This window comes from Diaphorobacter aerolatus (assembly GCF_014489535.1).
GTDB lineage: Bacteria > Pseudomonadota > Gammaproteobacteria > Burkholderiales > Burkholderiaceae_C > Diaphorobacter_A > Diaphorobacter_A aerolatus.
In genome coordinates, this window is the sequence record NZ_CP060783.1 from 1,832,662 (window position 1) to 1,846,058 (window position 13,397).

Consider the following 13,397-nt stretch of genomic DNA (forward strand, 5'->3'; position numbering starts at 1 on the left):
ACGATGACCAACCACGGGCAGCGCTGAATCCATGGCTCGCAAGCAACGCACCACCCACCGTCCGGCATCCGCCGTGCGCTCACCGCGCGGCTGGGCCTTGCTTGGCGGATTGCTCGGCGGCCTGACCGTGTTCACGCTGACGGCGCCCGCGACGTGGCTGGCCTCGGGCGTCAACGGCGCCACCAACGGTCAGGTGCAACTGCAGCAGGCGCGCGGCACGCTCTGGAATGGCTCGGCGCAACTGGTGCTCACCGGCGGTGCGGGCAGCTCCGATCAGGTCGCGCTGCCCGGTCGCCTGAACTGGCAACTGCGCCCGGCCTTCGTCGGAGCCAACGTCGAGCTGAATGCCGATTGCTGCACCACGACGCCGGTGAAATTGCATGCGGCGCTTCAGTGGAACGGCATGCAGCTAAAGGTTGCCAACAGCCAGAGCCAGTGGCCCAGCGCGGTGCTGAGCGGGCTGGGAACGCCGTGGAATACCATTCAACCGCAGGGACGGCTGTCGCTACAGACAACCGACCTGCAGATCACCTGGAACGCCGGACGCATGGCAATGCAGGGCGACCTGCAACTCGATGCGCTGGACGTATCCTCCAAGCTCTCCACCCTGAATCCGATGGGCAGCTACCGCGTCAGCGTGCGCGGCGGCGACAGTCCAACGCTTGCCCTGTCGACACTGAGCGGCGCGCTGCTGCTCAATGGCTCGGGACAATGGGTGGGCCAGCGCCTGCGCTTTACCGGCGAGGCCCGGGCCGCGCCGGGGCGCGAAGCGGCGCTCGCCAATCTCTTGAATATCATTGGGCGGCGCACCGGCGACCGTTCCATTCTCACCGTGGGTTGAACCGACCATGACTCTCTTGCCTTCTTACCGCCTGCGGACTGCCTTGCACTCCATCGCTGCCAGCACTCTGGTGCTGTGCGCCAGCGTTCCCCTGCAAGCCATCGCCGCGCCGCAAGGCAGCGTCCAATCCAACGAACCGGTCACGCTGAACTTCGCCAACGCGGACATCGAAGCCGTGGCCCGCACCATCGCAACCATCACCGGACGCAACGTGGTGGTCGATCCGCGTGTGAAGGGTCAGCTCACGCTGGTGACCGACAAGCCCGTCGCACCAAGTGCCGCATTCCAGCAGTTTCTCTCGGCGCTGCGCCTGCAAGGCTTCACCATCGTCGAATCCGCCGGGCTCTACAAGGTCGTTCCCGAGGCCGACGCCAAGCTGCAATCGGGCGGCGTGACCGTCACGCAAGGCAGCTCGGGCACCGCACCCGGCGGTGGCCAGATCGCCACACAGATCTTCAAGCTCAATTTCGAGAACGCCAACAACCTGGTGCCGGTGCTGCGCCCACTGATCAGCCCCAACAACACCATCAACGTGAACCCCGGCAACAACTCGCTGGTGATCACCGACTACGGCGACAACCTGCAGCGCATCGCGCGCATCATCGCCGCGATGGACGTCTCCAACGCAAGCGATGTGGAAGTGATTCCACTGCAAAACGCCATCGCCTCCGACCTCGCACCGCTGGTCCAGCGGCTGGTTGACGGCTCCGGCAGCGCCACCACCGCCACCGGCACACCCACCCCGGCGGCCACGGGCCAGACCGACAGCGCCTATCGCACGACGCTGCTCGCCGAGCCTCGCAGCAACGCGCTGATCGTGCGCGCGGCCAATCCGGCGCGGCTGGCGCTGGTGCGCTCGCTCGTTGCCAAGCTCGATCAGGCACCGGTCGTGGGCAGTGCCGCTTCCACCGGCAACATCCACGTCGTCTATCTGAAGAACGCCGATGCGGTGAAACTCGCCGCGACCCTGCGCGCCGCCATCTCCAACGGCTCCGTTGGCGGCGGTGGCAGTGGCAGCAACAGCGGCTCGGGCCTGCCTTTCAGCGGCAGCGGCGGCGGCATGTCGGGTGGCATGACCAACACCAGCAGCACCAGCCCCACGCAGAACTCGGGGCTCGGCGGCAATGCCTCGGGTGGCGGACTCGGCGCGGGCTCGATGTCCGGCATCGGCAATTCACAGAACAACGCGAACCAGGGCTCGACCGGCGGACAGATCCAGGCCGACCCATCGACCAACTCGCTGATCATCTCCGCGCCCGAGCCGCAATATCGTCAGATCCGCGCGGTGATCGACAAGCTCGATGGCCGCCGCGCGCAGGTACTGATCGAAAGCCTGATCGTCGAAGTTTCCGCCAACAAGGTGGCCGAATTCGGCATCCAGTGGCAGGGCATCATTGGCAAGTACGGCAGCACGCTGGGCCTGCTCGGCGTGAATTCGAGCCAGACCGGCACCAACATTCTCGATCTGGCGCTCGCTGCGGCCAGTGGCAACGTCAGCAGCATCGGCTCGGCGCTCGGGAACAACAAGCCCAATGGCGGCACCATCGCGGTAGCGCCGCGCATCAATGGCAACTACTACCTCGGCGCGCTCGCGAACTTCCTGGAAAACACGGGCGATGCCAACGTGCTGTCGACGCCGAATCTGCTCACGCTCGACAACGAGGAAGCGCAGATCATCATTGGCGAGAACGTGCCTTTCGTGACCGGCTCATACGCCAACTCGACCGGAAGCGCCACCGTGAATCCGTTCACCACCGTGGAGCGCAAGGACGTGGGCCTGATGCTGCGCGTGCGCCCGCAGATCAGCGAAAACGGTACCGTGAAGCTCACGCTGTACCAGGAAATCTCCAAGGTCAACAACGGAACGGTCACCAACGCCAACGGCCCGACCACCAGCAAGCGCGCGATCGAATCGTCGGTGCTGGTGCAGGACGGCAACGTCATCGTGATCGGCGGCCTGCTCGAGGATGCCTACCAGCTCGGCCAGGACAAGGTTCCGCTGATGGGCGATCTGCCCTTGGTCGGTGGCCTGTTCCGCAACGAATCGCGCTCGCGCAGAAAGACCAATCTGATGGTGTTCCTGCGCCCCGTTGTGATCCGTGACGATGCCACCAGCGACGCACTGGTTCAGGACCGCTACGACGCCATTCGCGCGCTGCAGATGAACACCCAGCCCGCCGACAGCGTGATGATGCGCTCGGTCAACAACGCGCCCATCCTGCCGCCACTGAGCACCCAGACCAGCCCCTCGCAAAGCGGCCGTGCATCCAGCAAACCGGTTCCCGCGCCGATGCTGCCGATGAACACCGAGCCACCGAGGCAGGCACGTCCGGGCCAGAGCGACTGGTCGGTGCAGGACCCGAATTTCAAGCCCCAATGAGCCGCGACAGCCGCCGCCACGCCCGACCGATTCACTGACTGATTGACTCACTGCCAGACCGCCCATGCGTCACCCCCTGCCATATACCTTCGCACGCTCGAACCAGTTGCTGCTCGAGGACGATGGCCATCAACTGGTGCTGTGGCACGGCATGGCGCCCGACATGGGCGCGATGTCCGAAGTGCTGCGCAAGCACGCCGTGCAGCAGCTCATGCCGCTGGACAATGCGGCGCTGGCGCAGCGCATCAGCGCCGCCTATTCGCAGTCGGATTCCAGCGCCGCGATGGTGGTCAGCGAGGTCGAATCCGATGCCGATCTCTCGCGCATGATGCAGGAGCTGCCGGCGGTCGAGGACTTGCTCGAATCGGCCGGTGATGCGCCCATCATCCGCATGCTCAATGCGCTGCTCACGCAGTCCGTGCGCGATGGCGCGAGCGACATCCACATCGAGCCCTACGAGCGCCATTCGAGCGTGCGGTTCCGCGTGGACGGCACGCTGCGCGAGGTCGTTCAGCCCAACCGCGCGCTGCACGCCGCGCTGATCTCGCGCCTGAAGATCATGGCCGATCTCGACATCTCGGAAAAACGCCTGCCGCAGGATGGCCGCATCTCGCTGCGCCTTGGCACGCGCGCCATCGACGTGCGCGTCTCCACCCTGCCCAACGCCCATGGCGAGCGCGCCGTGCTGCGTCTGCTCGACAAGAGCGAAAACAAGCTCAGCCTCGAATCGGTCGGCATGCAGGGCCAGATGCTCACGCAATTCGAACGCCTGATTTCGCAGCCGCACGGCATCATCCTCGTGACGGGCCCGACCGGTTCGGGCAAGACCACCACGCTGTATGCGGCGCTCGCGCGCCTCGATGCGACGAGCAGCAACATCATGACGGTGGAAGACCCCATCGAATACGAGCTGCACGGCGTCGGTCAAACGCAGATCAACAGCAAGATCGACCTCACCTTTGCCAAGGCGCTGCGCGCCATCCTGCGGCAAGACCCGGACGTGATCATGATCGGCGAAATCCGCGATTTCGAAACGGCGCAGATCGCCATCCAGGCCTCGCTCACCGGGCATCTGGTGCTCGCCACGCTGCACACCAACGATTCGACCAGCGCCATCACGCGCCTGACCGACATGGGGGTGGAGCCGTTTCTGCTCTCGAGTTCGCTGCTCGGCGTGCTCGCACAGCGGCTGGTCCGCAAGCTCGACGCCAACGAGCCATCGGGCTACCGCGGGCGCACGGGGATATTCGAGCTGCTGGAAGTGGACGACAACATCCGCGCGCAAATCCACGCGCAGGTCAGCGAATCGGCGATCCGCGATCAGGCGCTCGCCAACGGCATGTCGCTCATGCGCACCGACGGAGATCGCCTCGTGGCCGCTGGCATCACCAGCGCCGAAGAAGTGCTGCGCGTCACGCGCGACTGAACGGTCGCGAGGACGCTTCAGCTACGCGTATTCTGTGCGACCTTCCGGGCCGTGGCTGAACCCGATGCCGCGCTGCGCACCAGCCCGCGCTTGAGTTCCTTGAGCAGCAACACGATCTGGCGCGAAGCATGTTCACACTGGCGGAAGGTGCGTTCGGCGTCCCCCATTTCACCCTGTTCGATCAAGGTGATCAGCTCGGCCGCCTTCAAATGAAAGTAGCGGTTGCGCAGCAGCAGCATGTCGTAGGTCGGCAGATGTCCCAGCGCCTTGCGGCCCGCGTCATGCAACCAGGCGCCCAGCTCGGAACTGCGGTCGTCGCAGATCACTTCCGGGCGCAACTGCTCATCGACCTGGCCTTCAAACGCGTGCCACAGCCATGGCAGCCAGCGTTCGTGGCTCACGATCAGCGCCTCGATGTCGAACTCTACGGAGAGGCGACTGACCTCATCGCCAAACGCCATCAGCTCGCTGGCCAGCAAGGAGGGCACGGTCGACCAATCCTCCGGCCTTTGCGCTGCGGCGCGACGCCTGGATGTCGATGAGTCCGTCGTCGAAAACAACCGTTTGATGATGCTCATACCCTGCTCTCCCTCTCCACGTCGGATTCCATGGCATAGCAGTCGACACGTTCCGGTATCCATCGCCTCAAGTGAGCCATGTTAATTAACAATTGCATTATTTTTGGTAATTGATTATACCTATTAAAAAGGCGATTTATTTCTGCTACCACCAACATGAAACGATTGTTGTGAAAGCCGGGTAGTCTAGAAAGTTAACCATTGTTTGCATATACCTCGTTCTAGGTATACGAAGCTGATTTCGCGTCCTTTTGACAGTTATTCACAATTAGCCGGGCTCAATCCCTTTTGGCAGCGCGATCTTTTTGGTTCTCTCAGAATCAGGGCATGAGTTCACAATTTCGCCCCGCCCTCTCGATGCTCGATCTGGTTGCCGTTCGCCAAGGCGGTACCGTGGCCGACGCGCTGTCCATTGCCGTTCGCACGGCCCAACGCGCGGAGCAGTTAGGCTTCAAGCGCTACTGGCTCGCCGAGCATCACAACATGCCGGGCATTGCCAGTTCCTCCACCGCCGTGCTGATCGGACACATCGCCGGCCAGACCAACAGCATGCGCATCGGCTCGGGCGGCATCATGCTTCCCAACCATGCGCCTCTGGTGGTGGCCGAGGCGTTCGGCACGCTCGGCGAACTCTATCCCGGGCGCATCGATCTGGGTCTGGGCCGCGCGCCCGGCACGGATGGCCCGACCATGCGCGCGCTGCGCCGCGACCGCGTCGAGACCGAGGAGGATTTCCCGCGCGACGTCACCGAGCTTCAACACCTGCTCGGCCCCGCGCAACCCGGCCAGCGCATCACCGCCGTTCCCGGTGCCGGAACCAATGTGCCGATCTGGCTGCTGGGATCGAGCATGTTCTCGGCGCAACTGGCCGCTGAAAAAGGCCTGCCCTATGCGTTCGCCTCGCACTTCGCGCCACGCTTTCTGATGCCCGCCATCGAGATCTACCGCGCGAACTTCAAACCCTCCGCAACCCTGGCAAAGCCCTATGTGATCATCGGCGTGCCGATGATTGCGGCACCCACCGACGACGAAGCGCAATATCTGGCGAGCAGCACGTTCCAGCGCGTGCTGAGCATTCTCACCAACCAGCGCGGACTGCTTCAGCCGCCGATTCAGGACTACATGCAGCAGCTCGGCCCGCGCGAGCGCGAGGCGATTGCCGACTTCCTCGCCATCGGCGTGATTGGCGGTCCGGAGACGGTGAAGGCGGGTTTCGCCAGGCTGGCCGAAGTGACCGAGGCCGACGAATTCATGCTGGTGAGCGATGTCTACGATCCGGCGCTGCGCTTGCGTTCGCTGGAGATCGCCGCAGCCGTCATGCGCGATTGACGCTCGCGGGCGCCGCTGCGTCACGGCAACCGGCTACCATCAGGGCATTGGCGCCGTGCCACATGGTTTGTTTTGAACCAGCACGGCGCGGCTCCCATCCTGAAATCACCGCATGCCCGCCTTTTCCTTTGAAGCACTGGACGCCGCAGGCCAGACCCGCAAAGGCACGATCGACGCCGACAGTCCCAAGGCCGCCCGCAGCCTGCTGCGCGCGCAGGCGCTCGTGCCGCTGGCCGTCGATGCGCTGGCCTCGAACACGCCCGCCGGGCAAGCACCTTCGTTCGGCCAGCGCCTGCTCACAAGGCCGGTATTCAATTCCACCCAGCTCGCGATCTGGACGCGCCAGCTCGCCGGGCTCGTGGTCTCTGGCCTGCCGCTCGAGCGCGCGCTCAGTGCGTTGAGCGAGGAAGCCGACACCGAACGCCAGCACCACCTGGTCGCTGCATTGCGCTCGGAAGTCAATTCCGGCTCGACCTTTGCCAAGGCGCTCTCTCAGCACCCACGCGAGTTTTCCGACATCTACTGCGCGGTGATCGGCGCTGGCGAACAAAGCGGCCATCTCGGCGAGGTGCTGGACAAGCTGGCCGACGATCTCGAACAGCGTCAGGCCCTGCGCGCCAAACTCATCGGCGCATCGCTCTATCCGGCCATCGTCACGCTGGTGGCCATCGTCATCGTGCTGTTTCTCGTCGGATACGTGGTCCCGCAGGTCGCCAACGTGTTTGCCGGAAGCAAGCGCGCGCTGCCAATGCTCACCGTCGCCATGCTCACCATCAGCGATCTGGTGCGCAACTACGGATGGCTGATGCTGGGCGGGGTCGTGCTGTTTGCGGTCTTCATGCGCACCGCCTTGTCGCGCCCCGGATTTCGCGCCATGTTCGATGCTTGGTGGCTCAATCTACCCATCATCGGCAGACTCGCGCGCGGCTACAACGCCGCGCGGTTTACGGGCACGCTGGCCATGCTCGCGGGCGCGGGCGTGCCGATTCTGAAGGCACTGCAGGCCGCCGCCGAGACACTCAACAACCGCGCCATGCGTGCCGATGCGCTCGATGCACTGGTACTGGTGCGCGAGGGCGCACCGCTCGCCTCGGCCATCTCGCAGAAGAAACGCTTTCCGGGGCTGGTGTCGATGTTTGCGCGCCTTGGCGAGCAGACCGGCCAGTTGCCGCTGATGCTGCAGCGCGCCGCCAACCAGCTATCCACCGAAGTGCAGCGCCGCGCCATGCAACTGGCGACGATTCTGGAGCCGCTGCTGATCGTCGGCATGGGCATGATCGTGATGCTGATCGTGCTGGCCGTGCTCATGCCGATCATCCAGTTGAACCAGTTCGTGAAGTGACCAAAGGGAAGACACAGCCAAGCCATGCCCATCACGCTCGATGATCAGTTGGTGGTCGCGATTTCGTCTCGCGCGTTGTTCGACTTCGAAGAAGAAAACCGATTGTTCGACGCCGAGAACCCGCAGGCTTACATGCAACTGCAATTGCAGCGGCTCGACACGCCCGCGCGCCCCGGCGTGGCGTTTTCGCTGGTCAAGAAGCTGTTGGCTTTCAACACCGAGGGCGTGCAGCGCGTCGAAGTCGTGATGCTCTCGCGCAATGATCCGGTCAGCGGCATGCGCATTTTCCGATCCACGCAGGCCGCGAACATCCCGCTGCAACGCGGCGTGTTCACGCAGGGCGGCGCGCCGTTCAAATACCTGCGCCCGCTCGGCGCACACCTGTTCCTTTCGGCCAACGCACAGGACGTCACGCAGGCCCTGCGCCTTGGCCATCCCGCTGCACACGTGTTCACCGACTCGGTGCGCGCAAGCGACTCGCATCCGCACGAGGTGCGCATTGCATTCGACGGCGATGCCGTTCTGTTCTCCGACGAGGCCGAGCAGGTCTACCAGCGTGACGGCCTCGAAGCCTTTCAGCGCCATGAACTGGACAAGGCCACCCAGCCGCTGCCCGGCGGCCCATTCAAACCACTGCTCGCGGCGCTGCACCGCCTTCAACAGGCAAGCAGCCAGGGCATGCGCATCCGCACCGCACTGGTGACGGCGCGCAGCGTTCCGGCCCACGAGCGCGCGATCCGCACCTTAATGGAATGGAACATCGCAGTCGATGAGGCCATGTTCCTCGGCGGTCTTGAAAAAGGCCCCTTCCTGCGCGAATTCGAACCCGACTTCTTCTTCGACGACCAACCCGGCCACGTCCAGTCCGCCGCCCGCCATGTCCCCGCGGGCCACGTAAGCAGCGGAATCGCGAATCCTTGAAGCGGGGCTCCTCTCCTCGGTTCTTTCGAAGCACTGCGGAAGCCACTTTGGGAAAACAACCAACGACCATTCGCCGAAAATCATATTGGACGAACGGTTATCAGCGGAGCACCCCTATGCAGAAATGGATTTCGATAGCAATAGATCCAGATATTTGATGGGCACATGCATGCAGAAAGATGATGTTGTCGCGACTCGTTACGAGCGATGCACCAAGAAGGAACTGGACGCGCTTCAATGAAAATCGAGGCGAAGCATTTTCAACACATCTTGGCCTGAGTCGGCTGTTCAGCGAATCTGAAGAATCGCTCAGCAAATTGCATCAATGCGGCTCTCTGCGTACCTAGACTTGTTTTCATCAAGTCATTGGGTCCGAGTTGCTCAGAATGCCAAACCGCTTCGCTTCAAATCGCTTCACGCACGTACGAAAGCAATTGCTGCGCTACCGGAGACAGTGCGCGTCCACGAACGTTAATGATGCTGATGTCTCTGATCAGTCCGTCATCCGTCAAATTGATAATCTTCAACGGAAACTGCGCAGCGGTTTCTGCGGCGATCTTGGGGGCTATTCCGATCCCCAATCCCTCGGCCGCCATCGCTATCAGCGTTTGCATCTGCTGCACCTCGTATTGCACGTTCAGCCTGACTCCCGCTGTTCTTGCGGCCGCATCTACCGACTTTCTTACCGCTGCAAAACTCGACAACATGACACACGGAACTCCCGCGAGGTCGGCGAGCGACAGTCGATTCAATTTGGCGAGCGGATGGGTTCGCGGGACCAGCGCGCACAAAGGATCGTGCAGCAGCGTCGTGAATTCAAAGTCGGTCGCGTTGCTGGTTGCGGGCCCGATCCCGAAATCCACTTCTCCGGCCTGAATCAGCTTGAGGATGTCCTCCAGCCCGACTTCCCGCAGCCGGACGGTCACTCGCGGATAGGCCTTGCCAAATCGCGCCAGCACGTTCGGCAACAGGGTACAGGCCACGGTCGGCGACGAAGCGAGAGAAATCAGTCCCTGCCGCAAGACGGCGGCGTCGCGCAATTCCAGCAGCCCGTGATCGAGATCCGTCAACGCCTGACGGGTCTTTTCCAGCAAATATGCGCCTTCAAGAGTCAATTCCACCGAGCGTGTGGTCCGCCTCAGCAGCGTCAGGCCAGTTTGATCCTCCAGTTGCTTGACCTGCATGCTCACCGCAGATGGCGTGCGATTCGATGACTCCGCCGCCTTTCGAAAACTTTTGAGTTCCGCGACCAGCATGAAGGTCTGCAACAGCTTGAGGTTGACGTTTGCGGACATGGCAACAGACATCTTATGTGACAGCTTTCAACACAAAAGGAGACATATGAAAAATCGCCGTGCCCTTCTGGCTTGCGCAGCACTGCTGGCGGTCACGCCTGCAATGCGCGTCGTTGCGCAGAGCAGCTATCCGACCAAGCCCATCAGGCTCATCGTCCCGTTTCCACCGGGGCAGTCTAGCGACATTCTTGGCCGCGTGATCGCAGAAGAACTGCATGCGACGCTTGGGCAACCCGTCGTCGTAGACAACAAGGCGGGCAGCGGCGGTGCCATCGGCATGGAGATCGCGGCGCGCTCTGAGCCCGACGGCTACACACTGCTTACCGCCAGCAGTGGCCCCATGGCCATCAATCCCAGCCTCTACCCCAACCTTCCGTATGACCCCATCAAAAGCTTTGCGCCCATCATGAATGTCGCCGCGATACCGCAGGTTCTGGTGGTGTCCGCAGAGTCTTCATGGACCGACGTAAAGCAGTTTGTTGCGGCCGCCAAAGCATCGCCAGGCAAACTCACGTTTGGCTCGGCCGGAGCCGGATCGACCCAGCACCTCACGATGGAAATGCTCCGCTCGCGTCTAGGTCTGGAGATGCTGCACTCGCCATACAAGGGCGCTCCCCAGCCATCAACGATTTGATGGGTGGTCACATTCAGGTGCTGTTCGATTCGCTTCCTTCCGTACTCAGTTTCATCAAATCAGGGAAGCTGCGCGCCATTGCGGTTTCCTCTGCCGAGCGCTCACCGTTCCTGCCCGACGTCCCGACGATTTCGGAAACGGTGTCTCCCAATTTCAAGACCATGGCCTGGATCGGCATTGCTGCACCTGCGGGGACGCCAGCGCCCATCGTCCAAAAAATCAACGCTGGACTCTCGAAAGCCATGGCGACTCAAAAAGTGAAGGATCGGCTGAACTCCCTCGCATTCAGCCCCGTCGGAGACACGCCGGAGCAATTCAGCCAATACATCAAATCGGAGGTCGGGAGTTGGGCCAAGGTCGTCAAGGACTCCGGCACAAAGCTCGACTGATTCACCATCCATCACAAAGGGATTTGAATGACTGCAACCACCGGTTCGCCGCGAAACAAGAGACTCCAGCGATCAGAACTCGCTGTGCCCGCCACGTCGCCGCGATTCTTCGAGAAGGCCGTACAAAGTGCGGCCGATGTCATCTTTCTGGATCTGGAGGACGCTGTCGCCGACAGGATGAAGGACGGCGCGCGGGCCCAGGCCATCGATGCGATCAACAACCTGGACTGGGGAAATAAAAGCATTGCGGTTCGTGTCAACGGACTCGATACCCCGTGGGCGCTCAAAGACATCGTCGACGTGGCCCGCATGTGCCCGCGACTGGACATGATCTTGCTGCCCAAGGCCGGCTCGGCATTCGACGTACAGTTCGCTGCGCACCTGCTCACTTTGGTCGAGCGCGAAGAAAAAAGAGACAAGCAGATCGGTATCGAGGTGCTGATCGAAACCTCTCTTGGTGTCGCCAATGCCGAAGAAATCGCCGCCTCGTCCCCGCGCCTTGAAGCAATGATCTTTGGCGTTGGGGACTACACGGTGGACATGCGAACGTTCGACACCGTTTTCGGCAGTCCGTCCCAGCGCTATTCGATGCTGACATCACCCAATGGCGACGGAGTTCGCGAGACGCACTGGAACGATCAATGGCACTTCGCGATGGCGCGCATCGCGAATGCCTGCAGAGCCAACGGAGTTCGTGCCATCGACGGACCCTTTGCCGACTTTGGTGACACCGACGGATACATCGCATCCGCGCAACGTGCAGCCGCACTGGGCTTTGAGGGAAAGTGGGCCATACATCCGTCGCAAGTGGATCTCGCCAATACCGTATTCACACCGACCCAGACACAAAAGGATTGGGCAGCCCGAACCTTGAAGGTGCTGGACGAAGCGGCTGAACGCGGTGACGGGCGGTGGGTGACAAAGGCGTGCTGGTCGATCTGGCCCACGCCAAGTTGGCAAGATCCATTCAGAGTCGGCTGGATCACATTGCCTCGGCCTCCACAAAGCGTTGACACCAGCTTGTTATGGCAGAGCTCACTCAAACACAGAATTCCGCGTTGCACGGCGTGCGCGTACTGGATATTGCAACCTTTCTGGCTGCTCCATTCTGCGGAACCATCATGGCCGACTTCGGGGCGGAGGTCATCAAGATCGAACAGCCCGACGGAGGTGATCCGCTGCGCCGCTTTGGCACACCTGCAGTGGACGACGACACTTTTGTGTGGCTCAGCGAGGCACGCAACAAACGCTGCATCACGCTCGATCTGCGCACCGAACGAGGCAAGGCCGTTTTTTTGAAACTGGTCGAAGTATCGGATGTCGTTCTGGAGAATTTTCGCCCCGGGACTCTGGAACGCTGGGGACTGGGATTCGATGCACTGAAGGCGGTCAATTCGCGCATCGTGCTACTGCGCGTGAGCGCCTACGGTCAAACAGGGCCGTACAGGGAAAAACCCGGATTTGCACGGGTTGCACACGGCTTTTCTGGTCTGGCAAATCTCGCGGGCACCGAGGATGGTCCACCGGTGGTGCCGGGATCTACCTCACTTGCCGACTACGCGGCAGGCATGTGGGGTGCCATTGGCGTACTGATGGCGTTGCGAGTTGCCGAAAAATCGGGCGTCGGGCAGGTCGTGGACATCTCGCTGTATGAAGCGATCTTCAGACTGCTCGACGAAATTGCGCCGGTCTACGCTCGCCTAGGTGAGGTCCGCAAGCGCATGGGGCCCGATGTATCGCACGTGGTACCGCATGGTCATTGGCAGACGGCCGATGGCAAGTGGGTCGCGCTGGCGTGCTCCAGTGACAAGATTTTCGAGCGCCTCGCTGTTGCCATGGACCGGGCCGACCTCGTGGCTCCAGGCACCTACGACACCAATGCTCGCCGATTGAAGGGTCGCGGTGTCATCAACGGTGCCATCGCCGAATGGATGGGGGCATGGAACAACAGGAGGCCATCCAACGATGCGATGACGCCGGCGTTCCCTGCGGACCCATCATGGCGATCGACGACATCTTCAACGATCCCCAATATCGGGCTCGCGGGAATCTGCTGGAAGTTCAGGACGAGCGCGCCGGCGATGTCGTCGTGCCAGGATCGATTCCGCTGCTCACGGAAACGCCGGCCGTTTTTCATCATCTTGGTCGAGCCTTGGGCGCTGACACGGACTCGGTACTTACCGCCCTTCTGGGTCTCGGCCCTGACGAGATTCGGGCCTTGCGCTCAGGCAACGCTATCTGATCGACCCGGGCCTCTGTGCA

8 protein-coding genes and 3 pseudogenes are annotated in these 13,397 nt (G+C 62.2%); 9 read left to right on the forward strand and 2 right to left on the reverse strand.

Translation table 11 applies throughout. The annotated features are described in order from the left end of the window. Positions 1–31 precede the first annotated feature (31 nt). From gspN to H9K75_RS08505, 3 genes are all read left to right on the forward strand, one after another. Complete coding sequence (gene gspN, locus H9K75_RS08495) at positions 32–841, forward strand: type II secretion system protein N (protein ID WP_187725432.1); 810 nt, start codon at positions 32–34, stop codon at positions 839–841. Positions 842–848: 7 nt separating this feature from the next. Continuing rightward, a complete protein-coding gene (gspD, locus tag H9K75_RS08500; protein WP_187725433.1) occupies positions 849–3,221 on the forward strand; it encodes a type II secretion system secretin GspD in 2,373 nt (790 codons plus the stop codon). A gap of 64 nt (positions 3,222–3,285) precedes the next feature. After that, positions 3,286–4,647, forward strand: coding sequence for a GspE/PulE family protein (locus H9K75_RS08505; protein ID WP_187725434.1), 1,362 nt, complete (start codon positions 3,286–3,288; stop codon positions 4,645–4,647). Positions 4,648–4,664: 17 nt separating this feature from the next. Here the strand turns inward: H9K75_RS08505 and H9K75_RS08510 are convergent, their stop codons facing one another. Further along, entirely contained in the window at positions 4,665–5,225 is a 561-nt protein-coding gene (locus tag H9K75_RS08510; RefSeq protein WP_226858610.1) for a CZB domain-containing protein, read from the reverse strand. Positions 5,226–5,552: 327 nt separating this feature from the next. Between H9K75_RS08510 and H9K75_RS08515 the strand changes: the two genes are divergently transcribed. From H9K75_RS08515 to H9K75_RS08525, 3 genes are all read left to right on the forward strand, one after another. Then, positions 5,553–6,554 carry an LLM class flavin-dependent oxidoreductase gene (locus H9K75_RS08515; RefSeq protein WP_187725435.1) on the forward strand — a complete coding sequence of 334 codons (1,002 nt, stop codon included), beginning with the start codon at positions 5,553–5,555 and terminating at the stop codon, positions 6,552–6,554. A 112-nt stretch (positions 6,555–6,666) separates the two neighbouring features. Then, on the forward strand, positions 6,667–7,896 hold the full coding sequence (gene gspF / locus H9K75_RS08520; RefSeq protein WP_187725436.1) for a type II secretion system inner membrane protein GspF: 1,230 nt from the start codon (positions 6,667–6,669) through the stop codon (positions 7,894–7,896). A 24-nt stretch (positions 7,897–7,920) separates the two neighbouring features. Continuing rightward, positions 7,921–8,817 (forward strand): 5'-nucleotidase, encoded by an 897-nt coding sequence (locus H9K75_RS08525; protein WP_187725437.1) that lies wholly within the window; start codon positions 7,921–7,923, stop codon positions 8,815–8,817. A 404-nt stretch (positions 8,818–9,221) separates the two neighbouring features. Here the strand turns inward: H9K75_RS08525 and H9K75_RS08530 are convergent, their stop codons facing one another. Next, positions 9,222–10,112 carry a LysR family transcriptional regulator gene (locus H9K75_RS08530; protein WP_187725438.1) on the reverse strand — a complete coding sequence of 297 codons (891 nt, stop codon included), beginning with the start codon at positions 10,110–10,112 and terminating at the stop codon, positions 9,222–9,224. Between the two features lie 103 nt (positions 10,113–10,215). Here H9K75_RS08530 and H9K75_RS08535 point away from each other — a divergent pair. The 3 pseudogenes from H9K75_RS08535 (at position 10,216) to H9K75_RS08545 (ending at position 13,377) form a co-directional block, all read left to right on the forward strand. Beyond that, positions 10,216–11,135: pseudogene (locus H9K75_RS08535) on the forward strand (Bug family tripartite tricarboxylate transporter substrate binding protein). A 27-nt stretch (positions 11,136–11,162) separates the two neighbouring features. Then, positions 11,163–11,876, forward strand: a pseudogene (locus H9K75_RS08540) (HpcH/HpaI aldolase/citrate lyase family protein); the annotation flags it as partial. A 284-nt stretch (positions 11,877–12,160) separates the two neighbouring features. Further along, positions 12,161–13,377: pseudogene (locus H9K75_RS08545) on the forward strand (CaiB/BaiF CoA transferase family protein). The last annotated feature ends 20 nt before the right edge of the window (positions 13,378–13,397 follow it).

What these genes read in the sequence shown, in the direction of transcription:
- H9K75_RS08525 (WP_187725437.1), top strand. Translation starts at nt 7,921, where the DNA reads ATGCCCATCACGCTCGATGATCAGTTGGTGGTCGCGATTTCGTCTCGC.
- gspD (WP_187725433.1), top strand. Translation starts at nt 849, where the DNA reads ATGACTCTCTTGCCTTCTTACCGCCTGCGGACTGCCTTGCACTCCATC.
- H9K75_RS08530 (WP_187725438.1), bottom strand. Translation starts at nt 10,112, where the DNA reads ATGTCCGCAAACGTCAACCTCAAGCTGTTGCAGACCTTCATGCTGGTC.
- gspF (WP_187725436.1), top strand. Translation starts at nt 6,667, where the DNA reads ATGCCCGCCTTTTCCTTTGAAGCACTGGACGCCGCAGGCCAGACCCGC.
- H9K75_RS08515 (WP_187725435.1), top strand. Translation starts at nt 5,553, where the DNA reads ATGAGTTCACAATTTCGCCCCGCCCTCTCGATGCTCGATCTGGTTGCC.
- gspN (WP_187725432.1), top strand. Translation starts at nt 32, where the DNA reads ATGGCTCGCAAGCAACGCACCACCCACCGTCCGGCATCCGCCGTGCGC.
- H9K75_RS08505 (WP_187725434.1), top strand. Translation starts at nt 3,286, where the DNA reads ATGCGTCACCCCCTGCCATATACCTTCGCACGCTCGAACCAGTTGCTG.
- H9K75_RS08510 (WP_226858610.1), bottom strand. Translation starts at nt 5,225, where the DNA reads ATGAGCATCATCAAACGGTTGTTTTCGACGACGGACTCATCGACATCC.